This window comes from Ignavibacterium sp., from assembly GCF_025998815.1.
Lineage (GTDB): Bacteria > Bacteroidota > Ignavibacteria > Ignavibacteriales > Ignavibacteriaceae > Ignavibacterium.
Window position 1 is genome coordinate 1,105,595 of sequence record NZ_AP026678.1, and the last position, 23,724, is coordinate 1,129,318.

At 32.6% G+C, this 23,724-nt stretch carries 16 protein-coding genes; 3 read left to right on the forward strand and 13 right to left on the reverse strand.

Going from position 1 to position 23,724, the window contains the following annotated elements:
• Nucleotides 1-38: 38 nt before the first annotated feature.
• Both Q0X14_RS04720 and Q0X14_RS04725 read left to right on the forward strand, forming a co-directional pair.
• Nucleotides 39-632 (forward strand): hypothetical protein, encoded by a 594-nt coding sequence (locus Q0X14_RS04720; RefSeq protein WP_297843140.1) that lies wholly within the window; start codon nucleotides 39-41, stop codon nucleotides 630-632.
• A complete protein-coding gene (locus Q0X14_RS04725) occupies nucleotides 611-1,282 on the forward strand; it encodes a nucleotidyl transferase AbiEii/AbiGii toxin family protein (protein WP_297843144.1) in 672 nt (223 codons plus the stop codon). The genes Q0X14_RS04720 and Q0X14_RS04725 overlap by 22 nt, the downstream gene beginning before the upstream one ends.
• A 13-nt stretch (nucleotides 1,283-1,295) precedes the next feature.
• Here Q0X14_RS04725 and lexA read toward each other — a convergent pair whose 3' ends face one another.
• From lexA to Q0X14_RS04775, 10 genes are all read right to left on the reverse strand, one after another.
• Complete coding sequence (gene lexA, locus Q0X14_RS04730; RefSeq protein WP_297843147.1) at nucleotides 1,296-1,919, reverse strand: transcriptional repressor LexA; 624 nt, start codon at nucleotides 1,917-1,919, stop codon at nucleotides 1,296-1,298.
• A gap of 139 nt (nucleotides 1,920-2,058) precedes the next feature.
• Nucleotides 2,059-5,484, reverse strand: a complete 3,426-nt coding sequence (locus Q0X14_RS04735; RefSeq protein WP_297843150.1) for a PAS domain S-box protein — start codon at nucleotides 5,482-5,484, stop codon at nucleotides 2,059-2,061.
• Nucleotides 5,485-5,676: 192 nt separating this feature from the next.
• Entirely contained in the window at nucleotides 5,677-7,239 is a 1,563-nt protein-coding gene (locus Q0X14_RS04740; protein ID WP_297843152.1) for a hypothetical protein, read from the reverse strand.
• Nucleotides 7,240-7,248: 9 nt separating this feature from the next.
• Nucleotides 7,249-9,150 (reverse strand): polysaccharide deacetylase family protein, encoded by a 1,902-nt coding sequence (locus tag Q0X14_RS04745; RefSeq protein ID WP_297843155.1) that lies wholly within the window; start codon nucleotides 9,148-9,150, stop codon nucleotides 7,249-7,251.
• Entirely contained in the window at nucleotides 9,141-9,575 is a 435-nt protein-coding gene (locus Q0X14_RS04750; protein WP_297843157.1) for a hypothetical protein, read from the reverse strand. The genes Q0X14_RS04745 and Q0X14_RS04750 overlap by 10 nt, the downstream gene beginning before the upstream one ends.
• A 14-nt stretch (nucleotides 9,576-9,589) precedes the next feature.
• The gene (locus Q0X14_RS04755; protein WP_297843160.1) at nucleotides 9,590-10,897 is read right to left on the reverse strand and encodes a glycosyltransferase; all 1,308 of its coding nucleotides are present in this window, start codon (nucleotides 10,895-10,897) and stop codon (nucleotides 9,590-9,592) included.
• A 256-nt stretch (nucleotides 10,898-11,153) separates the two neighbouring features.
• On the reverse strand, nucleotides 11,154-13,973 hold the full coding sequence (locus Q0X14_RS04760; RefSeq protein ID WP_297843163.1) for a tetratricopeptide repeat protein: 2,820 nt from the start codon (nucleotides 13,971-13,973) through the stop codon (nucleotides 11,154-11,156).
• A gap of 1 nt (nucleotide 13,974) precedes the next feature.
• Nucleotides 13,975-15,207 (reverse strand): ATPase domain-containing protein, encoded by a 1,233-nt coding sequence (locus Q0X14_RS04765; protein ID WP_297843165.1) that lies wholly within the window; start codon nucleotides 15,205-15,207, stop codon nucleotides 13,975-13,977.
• A 148-nt stretch (nucleotides 15,208-15,355) separates the two neighbouring features.
• Entirely contained in the window at nucleotides 15,356-16,993 is a 1,638-nt protein-coding gene (locus Q0X14_RS04770) for a glycoside hydrolase family 9 protein (protein WP_297843168.1), read from the reverse strand.
• 23 nt (nucleotides 16,994-17,016) lie between these two features.
• Nucleotides 17,017-17,658 carry a sterol desaturase family protein gene (locus Q0X14_RS04775; protein WP_297843171.1) on the reverse strand — a complete coding sequence of 214 codons (642 nt, stop codon included), beginning with the start codon at nucleotides 17,656-17,658 and terminating at the stop codon, nucleotides 17,017-17,019.
• Between the two features lie 185 nt (nucleotides 17,659-17,843).
• On the opposite strand from Q0X14_RS04775, the gene Q0X14_RS04780 reads away from it, so the two are divergent.
• Nucleotides 17,844-19,400 (forward strand): sodium-dependent transporter, encoded by a 1,557-nt coding sequence (locus Q0X14_RS04780; protein ID WP_297843174.1) that lies wholly within the window; start codon nucleotides 17,844-17,846, stop codon nucleotides 19,398-19,400.
• A gap of 172 nt (nucleotides 19,401-19,572) precedes the next feature.
• On the opposite strand, the gene pfp is transcribed toward Q0X14_RS04780, so the two are convergent.
• The 3 genes from pfp to Q0X14_RS04795 form a co-directional block, all read right to left on the reverse strand.
• Nucleotides 19,573-20,961 (reverse strand): diphosphate--fructose-6-phosphate 1-phosphotransferase, encoded by a 1,389-nt coding sequence (pfp, locus tag Q0X14_RS04785; protein WP_297843176.1) that lies wholly within the window; start codon nucleotides 20,959-20,961, stop codon nucleotides 19,573-19,575.
• Nucleotides 20,962-21,003: 42 nt separating this feature from the next.
• The gene (locus tag Q0X14_RS04790; protein WP_297843179.1) at nucleotides 21,004-23,187 is read right to left on the reverse strand and encodes a UvrD-helicase domain-containing protein; all 2,184 of its coding nucleotides are present in this window, start codon (nucleotides 23,185-23,187) and stop codon (nucleotides 21,004-21,006) included.
• A gap of 169 nt (nucleotides 23,188-23,356) precedes the next feature.
• On the reverse strand, nucleotides 23,357-23,620 hold the full coding sequence (locus Q0X14_RS04795) for a hypothetical protein (protein ID WP_297843181.1): 264 nt from the start codon (nucleotides 23,618-23,620) through the stop codon (nucleotides 23,357-23,359).
• Nucleotides 23,621-23,724 lie beyond the last annotated feature (104 nt).

Below are 23,724 nucleotides of genomic sequence, written 5' to 3' on the forward strand. Positions count from 1 at the left end.
CTAAGTTAACAATAGTGTTAATTTTCTATACTTTGGTTATGAAACAATTTTTATTAAATAATTCCAGGAAAATATTCCTTACTATAAATGATATAGCCAATCAGCTATCAATAAGTAAGGAATCTGCAAAAGTAACAGCAAACAGATATTGTAAGTCCGGCTTATTAATCAGAATTAAAAGAAATCTTTACATATCTGTATCAAAATTCAAAGAGCTTAAAGAATCAGAATTATTTCAAATAGCAAACTTTATTGAAGTTCCTTCATATATTTCTCTTAGCACAGCATTGAGCTACTACAATATTACCACACAGCAATTGCAAAATGTAATTGAATCAATTTCATTAAAGAGAACAAAAAATCAGGTAGTTAATAATATTGAATTCAGATTTTATAAAGTTAAACAATCATTCTATTCCGGATTTGTTAATTCAGATAATTTCTTCATTGCTCAACCTGAAAAAGCATTTGCTGATTCTGTGTATCTAACTTCTTTAGGAAAATACAGTACTGATTTTGAATCAATAAACTTCAAAAAGCTAAACATAGACCTGGTCAATTCATATCTGAAAAATTCCAATTCTATAACAATTAAATTTTGGGAAAAGCTATGCAAACGCTACAAAATTTAGAAGTACTTGAAATTGAAATTCTTGAATTACTTAACAGCATTAAAGTACTTGAATATCTTTATTTTGGTGGTGGCACTATGCTCCGGCTTTGTCATAATCTTAATCGCTACTCTACTGATCTCGATTTCTGGTTAGATATTTCATCGGACAGTAAACAGATATATCAATTGATTCGTAAACACCTGGCTGATAATTATAAACTTACAGATTCTATGAATAAACGAAATACTCTTTTATTTGAACTTAAATCACCATCTGTTAGTCGCTCATTAAAAATCGAAATCAGAAAAGAACAGAAAGAATTCGACTGGGAATATAAAATCGCTTTTTCAAGATTCACCACCAAACAAGTAATGGTAAAAGCTCTAACACTCGACCAAATGATGAAAAATAAATTTGAAGCATTACTTTCACGCAAGATTATACGTGACGCATTTGATATCGAGTTTCTCTTGATGAGAGGAATTGAACTTCCATCTGATAAATCTTTACTGAAAGCAGCACTTCAAATAATTAGTAATTTCAAAGAACAAGACTTTAAAGTAACATTAGGTTCCATACTCGACGAAAAAGACAGAAAGTTCTATTTGGCTAATAAATTTAACTTGCTTAAAGAAGAAATAACAAAACGAATAAATATTTCAGAATAACTTTAAACTTTTTCTATACTGCCTTTTTACTCATACTTCGGTACACTCCAACCACTATTCCTACAATCTTAAATGAAGGATATTTCTTATCAATCACAATTGGTTTATAATCAGGATTTTCAGAAACCAATTCGATTTCATTTTTCTTTTTATAAAATCTTTTTACCACCGCCGCATCATCAAGTATTGCAACAACTATTTGTCCGTTTTTGGGTTCAAGATTCGGATTAACAATCACAATATCACCGCTGAAAATGTATGCATCTTTCAAGCTATCGCCTTTTACACGAAGCAGAAAAGAATCCTTAGGCATTCTTGCAATTGTTGGAAGTTCAACTGTATCGATTGCATCGGGATAAATTGTTAACGGATTTCCTGCAGCAACTTCTCCAAGAACCGGTCTTGGTATGAAAAATTTTTCCTCAACAGTAATTTCAATTGCACGGGAAAGCTTCGGATTTTTTCTGATATATCCTTTCTTTTCTATTGCCTGAAGATGCTGTTGAACTGTTGCACGATTTTTATATCCGAAATGTGAGGCAATTTCAGCAAGTGTTGGTGGAATTCCTTTGGATATTTTCTGTTCAATCAGAAAATCCAGAATTTGCTTTTGTATTTGTGTCAGTTCTTTTTTCATAGTTAATAAATAAAATACCATACATTTGTATGGTAAACTTAAATCAGCTGGCTTTAATTGTCAAGGGCTTGTTTAGTGGGATAAAAAATCCTCTTTCCTGATATTTCAGAAAAGAGGATGTGCAAAATTTTTATGTAAGCTATGATTTAGAAAGGAAAATTTTCTGCAATGAATCGATCATTTTTTCGCGAAAGATTGGCTTGGCAATAAAATCATCAAAACCTGCAGCAATAAATTTTTCTTTATCACCAGGCAGAACATAGGCAGTAACAGCAATTATTGGAGTATTTTCGTAACCTGGCATTTTATGAATTAACTTAAGTGCATCAAGCCCATTGTATTCACCCTGAAGGTTAATATCAATAACAATGAAATCAAAATTTTGTTTATCAAGCAATGGTAAGGCATCTTCGAAACTTGGGGCAAACTGAATATCTTTCAATCCTTTTAACTGAACTTTGAAAAGTATCTGTGAGTCAACCTGGTCTTCTATGTAAAGACAATTTAATTTTGATAGATCAAGTGTTGGCGGAACGATTTCTTTTTGTTTTTCTGTTAAGGTTGTTTCAGTGGTTTCAATTCCTTCATTCACTTCTTCAAGATCTTTATCAAGTTCTTTTGATATTTCAGTAAGTTCGTCTTCCTGCTCAAGTATTGGCTTTTCAATTTTTTCAGATTCGGGAAGTTGTGAGGTTAATAATTCAGAAACAGGAGTAACTGGTTCGAACTCTTCTTCCGGTAGAATTTCTTTTGGAGCTTCTACTTCTTTTTCTGCTTCCTGTTGCACTTCAGATACAGGTTGTTCCTGGATCTCAGGACTTTCAACCTGAGTCTCTGTTGGTTGTTCAAAATGAAATACTTCCTGCTGCTCAACTGATTGTCTTTCACTAAGCTTAATTGGAAAAACAAAACCACATTCAGTTCTACCAGCGAAGTTAACTTGTTTGGTGAATTTTCCTCCCAGCAAGTCAACAAAAAATTTTGTAAGATGAGTTGTTAGTTTTGGAGCACCCAAATCTTTAGGATCACGATCTTCAGCAAATAATTTTTCGAGAGTGTTGGAAAGATATGATGAGATAGAACCATATTGATCACTTAGAGAAATCATGAATGATTCATTGTCCAGAGAAAAAGCAGAGAAATATATTTTCTTTTCGCGTGTAATCCTTGCAATCACTTTAATCAATCCACTAATCATTCTTTCAAATTTATCTTTATCTGTTTCAAAAGAGAGCGAAGATGAAATTTTTCCATAGCCAAATTCTATCTCGCTAAGTCCCACTAAATCTTTTATTTGTCTGTCAATCTTATCAATTATATCTGTAATAGATACTGATTGAATTTTAATCGGAGATTTTTCCTGAATTATTTCTGTATACTCAACCACTGAATTCATAGTATCGAGTAACTTAATGCGGTTTTGATTTATTATCTCTGCAGCTTCCTGCTGTTCGGGAGTTGGATTTGTAAGACTATCAATTATCTCCTGTGAGAAACCAAAGATTACATTCAACGGTGTAAGCAACTCGTGAAATACTCCGGACAAAAATGAGGATTCAGGAATCTCTTTACTTTTTCCTACTTGAACAGGTTTTTCAACTATAACTTCTTTGATTACTTCTTTTACAATTTCTTTAGTTTCAGATTGGGTTTCTTTTATATCAGGTAACTTTAAAATAATTGTAAACGACTCGATTTCATTATTAATATCAAGCAAAGGTGTTGCGATCAATTCACTTTCTACAATCTGATTATCAGATTTTTTAATTGATAGTCGTACTGTGATTGGTTCTATCAATGATGATTGGAAGATCGTTGTATTAACCAAACCTCGCTCATCATCCTTTGCCAGGCTAATGAATGAAGAATCAATTAAATCTTTTTCCTGATATCCAAGTCTTTCTGTGACAGCTTTATTGATGAATTTAATAAAGCCCATCGCATCAGTTCCGATTACAGGGTCTGAAGTAGAATCAAAAACCGTCTGAAAAACTTTTGTTTGTTTTTCTTTTTCAATTTTATCGGTTACATCACGAACAATTGTAAAGTGAGCATCTTTATCATTGAATTTAAATTCCGAACGACTGATTTCAACAAAAACCGTACTGCCATCTTTTCTTTTATGCCTGAACGGTCTGCTGAATTTTTTATCAAGTTCCGATTCGTTAAAAGAGTCAAGCAAGGTTTGAATATCTTCGGGTGAATAAAGGTCAGTTAAATCAAGTTGCAGAAACTCATCTCTTGAATAACCATAGAGCTCCAGTGCAGCTTCATTTACTTCAAGAAATTTAAGATTCTCTTTATCATAAATAAATATTGGTTCCGGATTTTTTTGGATTAATATGTCAAACATTCTTCCTCTATGCTTGATTAAATGTTCAAGATCATCAACTTTTTCAACAGGATAAAATAACAGAATCAGATTTTCAATTTTCCCCTGCGAATCAAAATGCTTTTTAACTTTCAGAAAATATTTTGCAAAACCAGAATCAACAGGATTAAAGCTCTCGTCAATCTGAATTTGTTCATCATTCAGTTCGCTTTCTAAAAAAGAACTAAGATTCTCTGTAAGTAAATAAGGAAAAAATTGTTGAATGTGCTGATTCAACAAATCTTCTGATTTCTCTGCCACCAATTTAATAAATTCTTCATTAGCATGCTGAATTAATCCATCTTTCGAAATTATTAGAATCGGCAAAGGTACTTCTGAAAAAATCTTGCCAAAAATCTTCTGATTTTCTTTAGCTAAAATATTAGCTTGTGAAATAATTGCAGCAGAGTAGTAGAATTTACCCTGCTTGTCTGTTACTGGTAGTAACACCAAAGCTTTTCCATTGGCTTTTTCAGAAGTGAACTTAAGTCCTTCTAAAACGATTGGTCTCCTTGTTAATTTCAGATACTCAGTCGAAGAGCGAATAAGATTTGATTGATAAGGAAAGAGAAGCAAATCTGTGCTTCGATTCTTTAATTCATCTAAGTTTATACCGATTGCTTCATCATAATTTTTATTTGACAGGAATAGTTTACCGTTTTCATCTTTCAGCCAAATTATTTCAGGTCTTTCATCCAGAATTTTCTTTAGTCTGTTTTTAACCAGCAGAGTCAAAGGTAGTAACGAACTTATTTCTGAAAAAAACTCAATCAGTTCTTCGTCAATGTATCGTTTAACTTCATCTGTAAAAGTCAATTTAATATCACTAAAATCTTTAGTTGAAAATTCTTCTGATAAAAATGTTATCATAAAATAATCTTCATCTTCAAACTGAAGTCTGTTAATTGTTAGATCAGTTTGAAGTTCTCTATCTTCAAAATTTAATGTAGCCGAGAAAATTCTTTGTGGAATGTTTGTTTCCCTAAGCGTTAGAAATTTCTTTTTTATCTCTTCTAAAATATTTAAGCTAAATAGTCTTTGAGCGTCGTAAATTTTATTTCGACTTATTAACTCATCAAATAATCGATTAGATAGGATTGTCTTTAAATCAAAAGATAGAATAATTGCAGGATTTGGAATTGATTCAATTACAGGATGAAGAAGTTCTGAAATGTTAGTTTGCTTTTTGTCCAAGACTGTTTCTGCGCCAAAAAATTTTTGTTACTCGTAACTAAAATAATTATTAAAACTATATTATTACAGAAAGCTATCAAACCCCAGTTAGATATTTGTCCAATTGTCAGAATATTGACAGATTAACTAAAAGGAGAATGAGCAGTAAAATAAAATAGATTATTTGTTCAAATTTAATTCTCATTTTACTATCTAAATATTGTCGTCAATTAGTATGTTAACACGAATATCTGACTTTGGAGCAATTGAATTTAATCTAACTCTGTAATAACCGGTTAAAGAATCTTTTTGAATAAACCGGCTTTGACCATTTACCTTAAAATCATAAATCATTTTGTCGTGAAGCTCTTTGTAATCTATGATGAGATCCAAGTCTCTGATTTCTGACTCCGTTGTATTTTTTATTTCAATTACAAATTCACCACTGCGTTGAAAAGTATTAACAGTTAATTCAGAAATTAGAAAATCATTAATAAGTTTATCGCGATTAAAATAGTTTTGTTCTGTATGCAATATTGAGATTTTGCTCAGGAAATTGTCAAGTTGCATTTCTTCACAACTGAGCTTCTCTGGATATTCTACAATAACAATTTTATTTCTAGTACAGGAAGAAGTAACAATTGATGAATATGAAACTGAAAGCACATTGTAGATAGGATTGAAATAAAATTTATCATCGTTTCTGATTAAAATGGTTTCTATTCCTGCAAACGAAAGTCTTTTAATATCCCGTTCATCTAAACAGTTATTTTCAAGAATTAAAAAATCAATTTTGTTTTTTACCAAATTTATATTTTTAATCAGCGTATCAATATTGTTTGTACAATTGAATTTCAATGCTAAATAAGCTTTATCATCGTACTCATTGTAAATTGCATTTAATTTCTCAGGACTATCGGATGCAATCACTACTTTTAAATTCTTCTCGAATATTTTACTTATTGTTGCTGAATTGAGGAAAGAACCTTTTGTTAAATCAAGCAGAAATAAATAATAATTTTCATTATCATTTGTCTCTGTTAGCCATATTCCGGAATCTTTTTGTATCCAGCTAAAAAGACTTAGTAATAAATTCTCAAAAGCTTTTACTGATTTTTTGTCACTAATGATTTTACTGAAAGAAAACCCGAAATGGGCAAATCTTCCTGAAGACTTAAATCCATAAAATGAAGTGGTCAATTGATTATTATCATCATAACATCCAAATGAAAAAACAGTATTGTTATTAACTTCATATAAATTCTTTACGGAAGCTGATGAAATTAAAAGTTCAAAATCATTTGCAGGTCTTAATAAATTTGTGTTTATGTGAAAATGCTGAAAAAAATTCTGATTATTTGATTCTGAATTTTGCTGCGATTTAACACCATAGAGTATATTGCAGATATCGAGTCGACTATCATCCTCAGAATAATTGAAATTTCCAAACGATATAATTCCTATTCCATTCTTTAATGCTTCTTCAATCGAATAGTAATTATCTTCAGAGAGATTCACTGAAGTTGGGAAAATCAGACCATTAAATTTTTGCAATATTTTGTCTGTTAACTCATCTGAATAAATAACCGAATAATTGATTTTGTTCTGCGTAAGAAATATTTCAAATGCAGTAATATCATTGATTAATTCTGTTTCTAAAGTTTTGTTTGTTTCTCTTATATCGGCTGGTAAAACTATTGCAATTCTGTTTTGTGAGAATAAAACAGTTGTAAAAGAAAGTGCAATCAAAATTATTTTCGATATAAATTTCATCATTTTCTAAAATCAGCTTGTAACTCTATCGTAATCAATGAAATAAATTCTTGACTCTCCAGCATCCAGTTTATCAATATATAAATACAACATCTGTGAGCCATCGTTATGCTTTATAGATGCCGGACGAGTTCCAATTATTTCTGAATCAAGTGTTAAGTTTTTTACTTTTTCGTTTAAGTCAATATCTATCACAAGATTATTTATCATTTCATTGCCAGGGTTTGAAACTTTAATTGCCACACGACTATTCCCTCTTTTCTCGGTTTTTATTTCCACATAATCTTTTTTCTCATACCAGCTTTGTATATCGGATGCTGAAGCAATCCAGAAATTTTTTGATTTCAACTCAGCAATTAAATCTGAAACAACCTGTACAAATTCATTCTTCAGTTGATAATCTGTGTGAAGCTTCAATACATACAAACCACCTTCGAATAAAATTCTATCGATATCTTCCTGATAAGTATAAAATTGAAACTCCGGTTGCGTTAATCCAAGATCTCTGATGACTTCGTAGTCATCTCTTGCAGTTTTGGTTATAGTAAGAATTCTGTTTTTTCCTCTGATTATTGTTTTGGGAACTGACCTATCTGTAAGAGAATCGGTAATTAAATATTTCAATTCATTCTTTATTCCGGCTGTAATAGTGTTTTGATCAAATAATCCATAAAGTGGGATTAAACCTTTAACTTTTCTACCAGAAATATTTTCTAAAGTAGTTTTTGATTCAGCAATTTTTTTTATCTGAAGTTCTAATGAATCCAGTTTGTTTATCTGATCATTTACTGAGGTTACATAACCGATGTCTGTTATAGAAGCAATCTCACCATACTCAGAAAGTTTTTTTATGAGTTCAGGATTACTTTTTGCTAATTCTGCATTTGCAAAAAAAGTAACAGGTATGTTTTCTCTTCTGATTACTGGCAAAACATTGTCAATGTTTTTTGAATCATCAGAAATTATGAATGAAACTATCGCAGCAGAATTATATCCTGTAGGCCAATCTTTAACATATCCTATCGGAGAGTAAGTAAGCCAATTGACAGAATTATTAAATAGTTTTTCGAAATAAACATAGTCATCCTGAGAACCAATCACAGAATTTATTTCAAAGCCCATCCAAACGAATCTACCTTTTCCATAATTGCCATAAACGATTCCAGCAGTTTTTTTAATTTCTTCTCTAACGAGTCCATATTCTGCTTTGTAGTTATACCAAAAACTTACTTGAGTAGTACGAGGATCAAGAACCTCGACTGCCATTGGTCTATCCCAGGTTGCAACTTTTAATGGAAATCCGGTTGGAACATTTGCAGTCAGTGGTAAGCCACCACGAAGTGTATGAATTTTATAAATTTCATTTACACTAATTTCTTTTGTGAAGTTAATTCCAAAAACTTCGTTCAGAAATTGCCAACCTTTCCATTTACCATCATTAGAGTAGGAGGCAATTCCTCCAGTTGCAAAAATACTTCCTCCTGATTCAAGATATTTTTTTAGTTTGATTATTTCCTTTTCACTCAAGGCTTTTATTCCTGGAAGAACAATAAGTTTATAATCTGAAAGATCATCCGATTCAATTTTCTTATCATCAACAACTTCATAATTAACATTAAGATTTGAGAGAAATTTTTTCCAGGTTGAAATGTTATCAACTAACCAGGTGCTTCCCTTTGGCAAAACATTTTGTGTGTATTCGGAGTAAAGAATTGCGGTGTCATTCTTCTTTCCAGTAAACAAACTTTTGATTGTTTGTTCTGTTGGGATTAAATCATAAACACTAAATTTTCCGAAGACTCCGCGAAGTACAAAAAGGTATATCAGAATAGAGGAAAGCAGAATTATGATTCCGCTTAATAGTAAGAACAGAAAATTAATTCTTATTCCATATTTGCGATTAGTTACTTCCACTTTACGGCTCCTGAGCTTCTATCCTCTTGTGGAGTAATATATCCCTCAGAAGTGTATTTCATAAATTTGGTTTCATCGGTTAATTTTTTCTTGGGAGGTTCTTCTACTTTAACTGATGAAGGAGAATATTCTTTTGGTGGTGGTGTAAATGCTGCCGGTGATGGCTGAGGAGTTCTTTTCACTTCTTCCGGAGTATAAGTAACACGTTGTTCTGCAAAAACTGGTTGAGGCATCGGAGTAACATAAGGGCTTTGAGTTTCTGTGGGCATAATAACTTCTGCCTGATATTTTGTTGGCTGAGTTTCAATCTGCCTTTGATATTTTCTTTCTCGAACTTTGTACAAAATATAAGCCCCGATTGCAAGCAAAAAGGTACTGATTGTTGCAACAAGAATAATCGTAGAAAGTATCGGGATAAGTTCCATTATATTACCTTAATCTAATTACCGGAAATAGGAGCAACTATTGTATTTGTTTGTCTTTCTAATTTTCCCCAGGTCATACGAATACCGAGGAATTCTTCAATTGTCGACATCGTTTTACATATATCTATAATCAGAATGAAAACCATTCTGTAAAGCACTGCGTACCAGATTAATCTGAATTCTTCTTTTTCTACTGCAATACAATAAAGAGCAGTAATCATATCAAGTAGAGCAAGTCCGGCCCACCAGAAAAACAGTAAATTCGAAAATCCAAAGACAAGTGCTGCAGTTATAAAAAAAGCATTTGCAGCAATATTCATAACCGGCCAAACAAGAGCTTCATAAAACATTGTCCATAAAACAAATGAATATCCAAAGTTTAATGTCGGATTAAATAAAAATCTTTTATGTTTTCGAACAGATTGAAGTATGCCTCTTGTCCATCTGTATCTTTGTTTCAACAACTGCTGAAGTGTTGCTGGAGCTTGGGTGAATGATACTGCCAAAGGTTCATAATAGATTTTCCAACCTTTGGATAAAAGTTTAAGAGTAATATCAGCATCTTCAGCAAAAGTATCGCTTGAATAAAATCCTGCTTCTTCAAGTGCTTTTCTTCTGAATACTCCAATTGGACCCGGAATAATGTTCACCAATCTCAAAAAACTCTGGGCACTTCTTGCCATATTTAATCCTTCAATGTATTCAAGTGCCTGAAGATCTGTCAGAAACTTTTTACGATTAAGCACTTTAACATTTCCGGCAACTGCACCAATTTTTTCATCGGCAAAATGTCTTACCGCAGCTTTAAGTGTATCAGGCAGCAATTGTGAATCACCATCCATACACAGAACAAAATCAGCTTTTGAAAAAGCAATTCCTGTATTAAGCGCTGTCGCTTTACCTGCATTCTCTTTATTTATCAAAGTTATTTTAACATTAGAGAATTTCCCTTTCCTTAATCCGACAAGACTTTCGCAAATTGATTTTGTGTTATCGGTAGAGCCATCATTAACTATGATAATTTCATAATTTGAATAATTAAGATTTAAAAGTGAGTTTATTGAATCACGAATAACTTTTTCTTCGTTATAAACCGGAACTATAACTGAAACAAAAGGACTAAAGTCAGTATCTTCTTCAGAAAAAGTATATTCATTTACATAGAGATAAGCCATAATGAGAATGGCAAAATATCTCACAAGAAGAATGAAAAGGAAAATTACCAGTGCAACAATAACTGAGTATTCAATCAGAGCGCTAACCGAAAGAACTGTAAGTGGTAATGTCAGATAAATAATTACAAGAAGAATTAAGGAAAACAAACCACTAAACACTATTCTTCGTAAATATTTTCGCTCTAAATTTTCTCCCTTCTGTTCATTCTCCGGTTGATTAAATATGTAGTAAGCCCTCTTAACCGTAATATAACTCGTTTTAGATTGGAAAAAATTATTACACTTAGGGCAACAATAATGCCATAAAGTGCGAATTTTAACAGTTTTTTAAGGTTAGAATTTTTTCTCTCTGAACCATTATAGGAAATAATTACTTGCTTGTATCATAACTAAACAAGCATTTTCAGAAGGAAAAAATTAAGGATGACAAAACAGAAAATGATCCGTAACCGCCTGTTTCTTTCCGATATGTTTTACCTCCGGCGAGATAAATATTAAAGGATAAATTCTGAATAAAGTGATAGTTGAAATCAGTAAAAGCTTCAGATAAAACATAATTATTTTCAGGAATGATTCCAGCTTTACCACCAATGTTTAAATAAGCTTTTGATGAATTGAATATTTTCCATTCAAGCCATAATGAATGAGAAATAAAATCTTCCGGTGACCAATAGAAGTTAGAAAAATCTTTATAAGTGTAATAAAAGAATTCATAACCAACAGTAAATCGTGGAAGAATTTTATTACCAAATCTGAAGACTAATTGATGTCCCTGATTTTTATCCTCCGGCAGGATTAAATGATATCGTGAAGAAATAATAAAATTCATTCCCGGATAAATTGATAAATCTAATCCTGTGAAATTCAGATAAAATCTTTTATCAACCAATGCAGGTGAATATAATTCAAGAGCAGCATCAGTTCTTTTATAAAAACCTCTGAATGAAAAATTATCAGGATTATTTAGTGTTAAGTTGAATTCACCAAAAAATTGTTTCTCTTTAGAATTAAAAAATATTTGGCCAAAGGATGCTTCTGTATTAATCATCTCAGAAATTCTGAGATTAAGCATTCCTTTGACCAGATATAAGGTCCTTTCCTCACTAAGTGAAGAAAGACCACCTCTGTGGATTGCCCCTCCAAATACAAAATTATCAGTTAATGCTGTTCTAATCAGGAAAGATTGTCCGGAATAAGTAAAATCCTGATTATCATTAAAATAGTTTGCGGAGGGAACGATTTGAAATGAAAAATTAAAACCTGAGCTTGATGGCTTATCTCCAAGCCAGACTAATCTTTGGTTAAGTATATATGATTCAGGAGATTGATTAAGTAGTTCGTAATAAATTGATTTTGCTTTTTCTTTTTCACCACTGAATAAATAGGAATCGGCGAGGAATAATTTTGTCTCAACATCATCAGGATATTTTAATGAGAGGCGCTTGAATTCCCGATTAGCCAAGAGATAATTTTTATTCCAGAAAATATTTTTAGCCCTACGTTTATCCATTTCGTAATCGTATTTACTTATAAGAATTTGTTCATAAATCTCATTCGATTTTTCAAATTCTGAATTTGCTGCATATACATCAGCAAGCTCTAATTTCGCCTGAAGATTTTCCGGTTGAGCATTCAGATACTCAATGTATTTTCTGATTGCAGACGGATAGTTTTTATTTAAAGCAAATTCTCTTGCTTGCTCAAGTGTTTTAAAATCTTTTGAAAGTCTATATAATTTTTCCGTTTCTTTTATTTTTTTATTAATATTTTCAATCTCGGTAAAAGTGAAAAGCTGATTCTTATCGTTTAGGATTTTTTCTGCCTCATTATAGTTGTTGAGTTTCAATTTTGTTTCAATTAAACCAGAAACTGCTTCTTTATGATCGGGAAACTCTGATAAATATTTTTCAAAAAGATATTCCGCTTTTTGCAAATTGATATCAAGCCATAAATAAATTTTAGCTAGCATCAATTCTGCATCAGGATTTTTATATTTTCTTTGCATCAAAACTTCTAATTCATTCTTACTCTCACATAGGTTTGAGCTCCACAGCTGATATTTAGCTAATGTGAACCTAACATCATCGTCATCATTTAATTGCAAAAACTGACTCAAATACTCAACTGCTTCATCGAGTTTATTTCTGTAGCTGAGTAATTCTGCTAACTTTAAAACCGCATTCTTGTCGTAAGGATTGTTAAATAAAGTGTTTTTTATTTCATCAATTTGCCGATCAATCAAATCATTTCTTTTTGAGATGACATTTGATTGAAGATCTTTAAATCTACTGTCATTAGAATATTTCTCTTTCAATAGTCCTAACTGCTGGTAAGCTTCTTCAATTCTATTATACTTTATGAACTCTTCAATCAGTTTAAATCTCAATTCATCGTTGTCAGGATTTTTTGTCAGCAACTTTAAATAATTATCTATCAGATAAACTTTTTCTTTTTTGCCTTTGCCAAATTTGTAAGTTGTATCGTTCACAGTATATAAAATTTTCTTCCCTCTTACTAAATCCAAACCATCCAAAGCTTCTTTGAAGAAAGGACGAATTTGCAATGCCTGTGTGAAAGCATTTTCTGCTGCTTTAGATTTTCCAAGCCAATAAAGAAAATATCCGTATCTTGACCAAAGGCGATGATCATCAGAATATTTCTCAACATATTCTTTTAAGTAAGGTTCACCTTTTGTGATATGATTATTCTTTGCAAGAATTTCTGTATAACGAAGAATTTCATCCGCTGATGCTTTTTCCTTTTCCAGATAGATATCATACCAGATTTCAGCTTCATTCCATTCACCTAAATTTTTATAACACTTTCCGATTTCCAGATAATTTTTTGGAGCTGCAGGATTTATTGCTATTTCCCTTTTGTAACCTTCAATCTGATTATACAACAATCTATACCAATCATTCTCAGCTCGTTTAAGATTTTCGGAAATTTCTTTGTCATCAGGTGCAATTCTTATTGCGGTTCGATAGTCATAAACCGCCTGTTCATAATTACCACGTTTCTCGTGACAAATTCCTCTAAGGTTAAAACCCTCAGCTGATTGTGGGTTAGCTGCAACGAATCTGTTCAATAATTCAATCGCCTCACCAAAACGTCCGGAGCTGATTAAAGATTTGGAATCACTAAGCAATTTGAATTGATCTGTCTGACTAAAGGAAACAAAAGACAGACTGCAAAAGAGGAATATTGAAATAAAAATTTTCATTTCACGAAGAAAGAGAATTTATCGAATCCTTTACTTCGAAATGCATCTTAGCAAGCATCTGATCAGCGTTATCAAATGAATCAGACACTTTAAGGTAGTAAAAGAAAATATCTGAAGCTATTTGTTCTCTTTCTGCAGGATCGTCAGTAGGTAGGTTAAGTTTTATTTTGTTAATGAAATCTGAAATTGATTTCGGATCTTCTTTTACCAGAAGAACACAAATCTTTTCATCAACCTGACAGATTTTATCTTTCTTCTCTGATGAAATTCTGATGATATGCTTGAGTTGATTAATTGTTAATGAGGAATTTCTATTTTCCTTTGATGCGAGTCTGAAAGAAACCAGTGTAAAAACCTGACCAGTAGTCTTAAACATCGCAATCTGGTTGTTGAGGATTAGCTTAAAATCTTCCAAAGAATAAAAATTTGGTATAGTAATTTCTTCTCCCGAAGTCTTAATCTCAGATAGTGGAATATAATTTCCAATTTTATCTGGAATTCTTTCAGTTTCTTTTGTTTTGGGAGTTTTGAAATCCGTTGTGATTCCTTTGTAAGGTTCAATTGAGTAATGAGCTTTAAATCTTCCTTCCGTATGTCCAATGTTTGGTTGAATATCAATTATTCCACTTTTGGTCGAACCATTTGAATCTGCTTTTTTAGAAAGCTGAATAACACCAGTAGCATAAGTATTAAGAATGTTAAAAATCATCTGAGTAGAAGCTGAGGCAGGTTCCCTGATGGCAAGTAAACTTGTAACACCAAGATCTTCAATTTGCTCAAATGTGTTCGAAAAAATTTCCCTTAGTTTAATTGGGTCTTCGAATTCAACATAAGGAGTGATTTCATCAAAAACTAATCTTGTTGGATTATACTGATTTACAACTGTAATTATATCGCTAAGGTATTCTCCCAAATAATCATCTCTGCTTCCAAACTGAGCTGGCTCTGGTGGTGGAGCAACTCTTACGACAATTATTAAATTTTGATTCATATAATATTCAAGGTCAACATCAATTGATGCTGCCTGAATCATTAAATCCTTTGGTCTGGTGTTGGTAAAGAACAGACATACTTCTTTTTGTTTTGCAGTCTCAACTGCAAATTGAATACTCAAAAGAGTTTTGCCTGTTTTTCTTTCACCGACTAATAAATAAGTGCCGCCTCTGTAAAGCCCTCCCCAAGCACTATCAATTATGGAAATTCCAGAAGGAAATAGTTGCACAGCTTTTTTCATTTTAATCTTAAAATTTTTATAATTTACCCAAAAATTATACCGCCAACCTGCTCTATTGCGTTCAATAATGTGAACTAATAAACGATATTTGAACTAATAAGAGACAAGCTTAAAATTGTTGTATTATAATGCAACAAGCAGAAAATTGTTATTTTGAGTAATAACCGCAGATAAATAATGCTGTTGCATTGGAAGAAATTGTGGGTTCGTTTGTGATGTAATTTTCAAATTCGTCAGAATATATTGCAGAAAAATTAAAATCAGTTAATTCGTTTTTTGAAGGGAATAAATTGAATTTTTTTAAGAGTGAATCAGGCGCGGGTCCTGAAACCATTGCTCCGGGAAGATATCCTTTATTGAAATATGCAATATGATGATGAATTCTTTTCGGAAAATTCTTTCCAATGTTGTATATAAAACTCATTCCCCACGCATTCCTTCCTAAAATAAAATCCCGATTTATGACTGCAAGACTGTCAAACTCATCAGAGCCGGTAAGTTTCTTGAATAAAATAGAACTCAATACAACTCCCACAAAGGAGTGAGTAGTTCCCCAATTATAAGGATGCGCTTCACCAAATAAATTTGAATTTGAATAGCTACTGTAGAATTGTAAAATAGATTTTAATCTTGAAGTGAAGTTAGAGTCATACTCCGCAAGTTTATAAAAAACCAAAGCATTAAAATCTCCCCAGCTCCACCAATTATTTTCTTTTATTTGACTTCCATAATCAAGTGCAGTTTCAAGATATTTATTTTCTTTTGATGATTCAAAAATTTCTATTGCTGCTAATGCAAGTTTTGATTGGAACTCGTTCTGTTTATAATATTTCTCATCATCATTATAATCTTCAATTTTTTCTCTGAGTTCAAAAATTTTTTTCGATACATTTAAACATTTTTTAGAAAATTCATAATCGTAAAATCTCTCTTTCCAAATTCTTGAGGCAATTGCCAGAGCAGCACTGTAAAGTCCAATTTGACTTCGATTCATTTTTACAAAAGCCGGACGATCATATGTAAAAGCATCTTCATCCGGTAGTCGCCAACCGGCTGTGTGGTCTCTGTCATCCTGAACTTGAGAAATGAAAGCATCATCAGCAAAGTTACAACGAAGCAAAAAATCCAAACCAACTCTTGCTTCCTGAAGTATATCAGGTACAGAATCATTATCTAAATCAAAGGAAAATTTTTCCGGAGCGAATTCATAACTGAAAAGAAGCATATAGGTAGTGAAGGAAGTTGTATATAAAAATTTTATATAATCGCCTGCATCATGCCAGCCACCGGTCAAATCGATTCCTGTTGAATCAGTATAGCCAATAACTTTGGAAGCATCCTGAAGGTGACATACATTATGTAATAAAGGATTAGTTGGTCCGCATCTTTGAACCCGAAAAAATTTGCTCAACGAATCTCTAACTGCATTAAACACATTTTCATCAATCCTGAAAGCATAAGATTTTACTTTTTGAAACTCAATGAAGTACTCGCCTGATTTATTCAAATCTGAAAAATTAATCAAAGCCGAGTAGTTAAAATTTGAGTTTAGTTTGAATGGAAGCTGTTGAATTGAATCAACAAAAATTGTTTCGTCTTCGGAGTTCTTTATCTTAAAAATTTTTTCTTCGAATGGTTTTCTGGAAATGATCACTGCAGTTTTATAATCAGCCGGTAAAAAACCAATCTGATTTAATCTTAAAAATAATGTTTCATTCGATTGAGGATTGCAGGAATGAAAAAGCAGACTTAAAACAATGATGAAATAAAATCGTATAATTCTCATCGTTTAAGTCTGCTTTGAAAAATTTAGTTGGCTTTTTGCTCTTCCTTTTTTAATCTGAAGTTAGTTCCAATGATAATATCCCATAAAGGTGTGCTTACACCAAATCCTTTGTTCGGATCTAAATAATGATGACGCATATGATGGTTTTTAATTTCGAGCCAGAATTTACTATGCATATTGAAATGATGAATTGCGTAGTGTGTTATATCATAAAACAAATAACCAACAAGAAATCCTGCAAAGAAAGGATAGACATAAATGGAGCCAATCAGGTACTTGAACAAGAAGAAAAACAAAACTGCAAGAGGAATTGAAACAGATGGAGGCATCACCAGTCTTTTTGAATCACTTGGATAATCGTGATGAACTCCGTGAAAAATAAAGTGAAGTTTTTCTCCCAATTGACTTTTCGGTTTGAAGTGAAATACAAATCTGTGTAACAAGTATTCTGTAACTGTCCATACAAATACCCCAAACACAAAAAGACCAAGTATTGTTAGAAATGAAAGAGAATATTCAGCAACTGCCAGATAAAGAACATAAACAACAACCGGCACATAAATAATTAATGGAACTGAAGGATGAACTCGTGATAAAGCTTCGAGAAAATCATTGTTAAACATTCTAACTGTTTCATCTTTATTGGATACAAAATTTTTGGGCATAGTTATCTCCTTTTATTTTTTATCTGGAATAAATTTAATAAATAATTGATGAATAAGAAACAAAAATTTGTGAGCTATGCCTTTATAAAAATTTGATTATAAAAATTTTCTTTTATTTGAAAAATTAAATGAAAGTAATGATATTCAACACGCAAATTTTTTATTCTTCAAAAACCGGAGGTTAAATGGCAAATTCTGGTGAAAGAGAACAATGGGGAACAAGAATCGGACTAATACTGGCAGTCGCCGGAAATGCAGTCGGTCTGGGAAACTTTTTAAGATTTCCTGTGCAGGCAGCACAAAACGGCGGTGGGGCATTTATGATTCCCTATTTCATCTTTTTTATTTTGCTTGGAATTCCTTTGATGTGGATTGAATGGGGTATCGGAAGACACGGTGGAAAATACAGACACGGTAGTGCACCTGGAATGTTCGATGTGTTATGGAAACATAAACTTGCTAAATATCTTGGTTCTTTCGGATTATTCATATCACTTACTATTCTTATTTACTACACTTATATAGAATCCTGGACGCTTGGTTTCAGTATCTTCTCCATACTGGGATTTTTTTCCAATGAAACTGTTCAAACAATGCCTAACTTTCTTTCAAGTTATCAAGGTGTAACAGAATCCAGCACATTCTCTTCAATTTGGACAGCGTACTTATTAATGTTATTCACATTCTGCCTTAATTTTTATATTCTCTACAGAGGAATAGCTCAGGGTATAGAAAAATTAGCTAAGATAGCAATGCCGTTACTTTTCATCTTTGCGATAATACTCGTTGTCCGTGTTATTACATTAGGAACTCCTGATCCGTCATTACCTGATAATTCCGTTGAGAATGGATTCGCATTTATTTGGAATCCGGATTTTAATCAATTAGGAAATCCGATTATATGGTTAGCAGCTGCAGGACAAATATTCTTCACATTATCAGTTGGAATGGGAACAATACACGCTTATGCAAGCTACCTTAAGCCGAAAGATGATATTGCACTTTCAGCTTTAACAACAGCTTCTACAAATGAATTTGCAGAAGTAGTTTTAGGAGCTTCTATTGCAATTCCTGTTGCTGTTGCATTCTTCGGATTAGATATGACTAAAGCTATTGCACAAGGTGGTGCTTTTAACTTAGGATTTGTTGCAATGCCAGCAATTTTCGGAAGTGCTCACTTACCTCTTGGTGAGATTTTTGGTTTCCTTTGGTTCTTACTTTTATTTTTTGCAGGAATAACTTCCTCAGTTGCGATGGGTCAGCCGATAGTAGCATTTCTTGAAGATGAATTTGGAATGGATAGAAGAAAAGCAGTTTTAACTCTTGCAGCAGTAGTTTTAATCTCTGTTCAATTTGTTGTATTCTTTTTGAAGTACGGATTTTTAGATGAAATGGATTATTGGGCAGGAACTTTTGGTTTAGTTGTTTTTGCTTTAATGGAAACAATTTTATTTATGTGGGTTTTCGGTGCTGATAAAGCCTGGAAAGAAATGAATGATGGTGGCGATATCAAAATACCAAGAATATTTTATTACATAATGAAATATATAACTCCTCTGATCCTTGCAGGAATTATGGTTTGGTGGTTTGTACAGAATGCTCTTCCAACTTTATTACTTAAAAATGTTGCACCTGAAAATGTGCCTTACATCTGGGGTTCAAGAGTGTTAATGTTAATTCTTCTTGGTGGAATTATGTGGTTAGTTAAAAAAGCCTGGAACAACAGAAAGGAGATTTTCTAATGGGAATGACAACTGAAGGATGGATATTTCTAACTTTGGCCTGGGGAGTAATTTTAACTTTAATTTCCTATTGTTTTTATAAAGTATTAAAAGGTAATAACTCCAAATAAAATAAAAGCCCCGAAAGAAAAATTTCAATCGGGGCTTATCTAAACTTCTGGAATCTAAACAATTACAAATTTGGCAACATTGTTTCACCGTTTAATTCATTCTCAGCATCTCTTGAAGGAACTGGTGGATTATATGCCCAATTACTGTCCTGAGATGCTAATTCAATCTTTCCTTCACGAATAAATTTATACAGTAAATCATTTTCAATCAGATAGTAAAACTGATTTCTAAATTCATCAATAGAAATACCTGCTGTTGCAGCAAGCTTAGCTAATTCATGTGGGTCATCAAAATCTGCCTGATTTAATCTGAGCATATATCTTCTTGCAATGTAGAATGATTCTGATGAAGGATCAACCATCCTGACTTTTGTGCGTCCGGTTTTAGGATCGAGAATTTCATTAAAGTATAAAGGAACAAATCTTCCATTCTGAATTGAAACCATTGCACCGCTTCCACCACTAAGAATAAACTGAGAAGCAGCAAATCCAAGATCTCTCGTATATTCCATATCAAATGGAATTGGATCGGCGCAGCGTAATTCATAACCAATGTTCTTTGCAACGATTGTAGCTTTCAATCCGAATTGTTTTAATCGTTCCTGAACTTTTGCTTTAAGTATTTCACCGAAATTAATTTCAGCAATTCTGATATTGTCGTGTGCATCTCTTTCAACAGTTACCAAATCTTCAAGGTCAGCAGGGTTTAAATGTTCAACCAATCCTTCTGCAATAATTGCAACACCATCCGGTCTGCCGTAACTTAGTCTTTTTATAATCGCACCAACAAGAATGTCAACTATATGATTAAGTTTTATTTCTTTACCTGTAAATTCTTCGGGAATTAGTGTTAGTGTAGCACCTGTTGCTTTACCAATTCCCAATGCAAGATGTCCGGCTTTTCTTCCCATCGAAATAACGAAATACCAACGCGAGGTTGTTTGAGCATCAACCATAAGATTTTTTACAATATCAACTCCGATATGTCTTGCAGTCTGAAAACCAAAAGTAGGAATTCCGTGAGGAAGATCGAGATCGTTATCAATTGTTTTTGGAACATGCACAACTTTAATTCTTCCTGCAGCCATTTCATTAACTTTCAATGCACTATAAGCAGTATCATCACCGCCAATTGTAATAAGTTTATCAACATTAAGTCTAAGCAAAGAGGTGACAGTGTTCTCCAGATGTTTTTTATCTTTAGTCGGATTTGCTCTGGAAATTCCAATATAAGACCCACCTCTGAAGTGAATACGACTTACATTGTGAATGGTTAATTCTTTTACTCTTGTTATATCGCCTTCCATTATCCACTGGAAGCCATCTTTAATTCCGAGCACTTCAATACCTTCAACTGCTGCACGAATTGTTGCTGCACCGATAACACTATTTATTCCTGGTGCAGGACCACCGCCAACAAGTATTGCTAATTTTTTTGGTGCAATTGTCATAGTTACAACTCCATTAAATCAGTTTTATTTCATTAAAATCTATTAAAGAACTTTTAGCTTAGCAAACTTAAGCATTAATTGCTTAACATTGTTCCCTTCAAAATGTACAATAGCTTTTGTCATATCTCCACTTCCTACTACATCTATAACGCGACCAAGCCCGAATTTGTCGTGCATAACTCTGCTTCCCGGCTTTAGTGTTGCACCTTCCTGATTGAAGTTTTCATAATCAACATTCTGGAAATACTCGTAGTAGAGTTCTTTTTTAGTTTTACGATTTCCCTTTCTACCCAAACCACCATTTACTTCTTTATATGTTGAAGGGTCAAGTTCATCAATAAATCTTGAGCGACTTTGATAAGCAACTTCTCCAAATCTGTATCTTGATCTCGCGTGAGTGATATAAGCTTTTTTCTGGGCTCTTGTTAATGCCACATAAAATAATCTTCTTTCCTCCTCAACGGATGTATCCTGACTGAACTTAGGAGCAATTGGGAAAATGTCTTCTTCACATCCGGTAACGAAAACGATTGGCCACTCAAGTCCTTTTGCACTGTGGAAAGTAAGCATTGCAACTGCATTTTTATCTGAAGAATAATTATCTATATCGGATATGAGAGAAACCTCCTCAAGAAATTGCTCGAGCATAACATCTTTGTTCTGTTCAGAATATTCAGAAATCCACGCAATCAATTGATTGACATTTTCCATTCTCTGCAATGATTCAGGAGTATTATCTTCTTTAAACATTTTGATAATGCCAAGTTCATCAATCAAAGCTCTTGTTAGTTCTCCGATAGATAATTTATCTTTTAATCCGATGTATTTATCAAGTAAAATTTTGAAGTTCTTAACATTCTTCTGAATTCTCTCTTTGATGTCAATTACTTCAAACACTCTTGCCATTGTTTGAAACAGAGTAAGATTATGCTTTTTAGCAAAAGCAAGCATTCTCACAATTGTTGTGTTTCCAATTCCTCTTTGCGGAAAGTTCATAATTCTAAGCAAACTTTCCTGATCATTTGGATTTGCAATTACCCTCAGATATGCAATTACATCTTTAACTTCTTTTCTTTTGTAGAATTCTACCCCACCAATAATTATATAAGGAATTTTTTCCCTACGGAAAATATCTTCCATTGCACGGGATTGAGCATTAGTGCGGTAGAGAATTGCAAAATCATTAAATGTAAGTTTCTTTTTGGAGGTTTCCTGCTTGATATATTTTGCAATCTGAGCAGCTTCATCTTTTTCATCAGCACATTTTAACAATACAATTGGTTCACCTTCTTCATTATCAGTCCATAAAGTTTTTTCCAATTGATTTGGATTATTCTTTATTACAGAGTCTGCTGCTTTGAGAATTGTCTTAGTTGAACGATAATTCTGTTCAAGTTTAAAGATTTTAACTTTTGAAAAATCTTTCTGAAATTCCTGCATATTACTTACCTGAGCACCACGCCAGCTATAAATACTTTGTGCATCATCACCAACAACTGAAATCAATCCATTTTTTGGAACAAGAGTTCTCAGCAATTCATATTGAGCTTTGTTTGTATCCTGAAATTCATCAACCAAAACATATTCGAACATAGAACGATATTTTTTCAAAATAGATGGTTTATCATTAAACAGATAAATTGGCTTTAAAAGTAAATCATCAAAATCCATTGCATTGAATGAATAAAGTCTCTTTTCATATTCTTCAAACACATCTGCAACTTTTTCATCGAAGAAAGATTTTACATAACTTTTTCTGAACTCTTCCGGAGTTACCATATGATTCTTTACAAAGCTTATTCTATGTCTTATAGCACCCGGTTGAATTTTATCCTGATCAATATTCAAATCTTCCATAATGTTCTGAACAAGCGAAAGCGAATCTATGGTATCATAAATAGAGAAATTACTATCGTAATTGATATGCTTTGATTCAATTCTCAGAATCTTTGCGAAGATAGAATGGAATGTTCCCATCCAGAGAGAATCCGCTTTTTTAGGTACAAGCTCTTTAATTCTCTCTTTCATTTCATTTGCAGCTTTATTTGTAAAGGTAAGCGCTAAAATACTTTCCGGTTTGAAGTTCTTTTTTAGTAAATAAGCAATTTTATAAGTAAGCACCCTTGTCTTTCCTGAACCAGCACCAGCAATAATTATCTGCGGACCATCAATATATTCTACTGCTGCGAGTTGGGCGGGATTTAATTCTTCTTTGAATGAACTCATATTTTATCCTGTCTTCCGTATAATTTTTATTAAAAACAGGTGCAAATATAAGGAATTATACCTCGATTATAAAGGAAGAAATTGAATGATGTAAGTTGAATTCTTTGGGTTGTAAAAGAAATAAAAAATACCCCGCTCAATATTCAGCTTAAGCGGGGAATTTTACAAATTATTTCTCTTTATAAAGCATTTTTGAGAAAATATCATAGAACCAGGCAATAAGTACACCTAAAACAAAGCCAACGACTAATCCCCAAATGAAACCTACAATTCCACCTACCCAGCTGTAAGAGTAACCATAAAAAACTGAGCTGAACTTTGACATAATTTCTCCGGGAGAATTTCTCCAGAGCAGAAACCAAGTCAAAAATAGAAATGAAAGCCCCATTACAACCCCAATTGACAATCCGAAAGCACGCTTTCTGAGAGTCATATTGCCTCCTGTAGTTAGTTAATATTGTTGGGTTAATTAGCCAAATCAGAAATTCCAGAACAGATTATTTGAATGGGAGAAGAGAATCAGATTCTCATACTCGT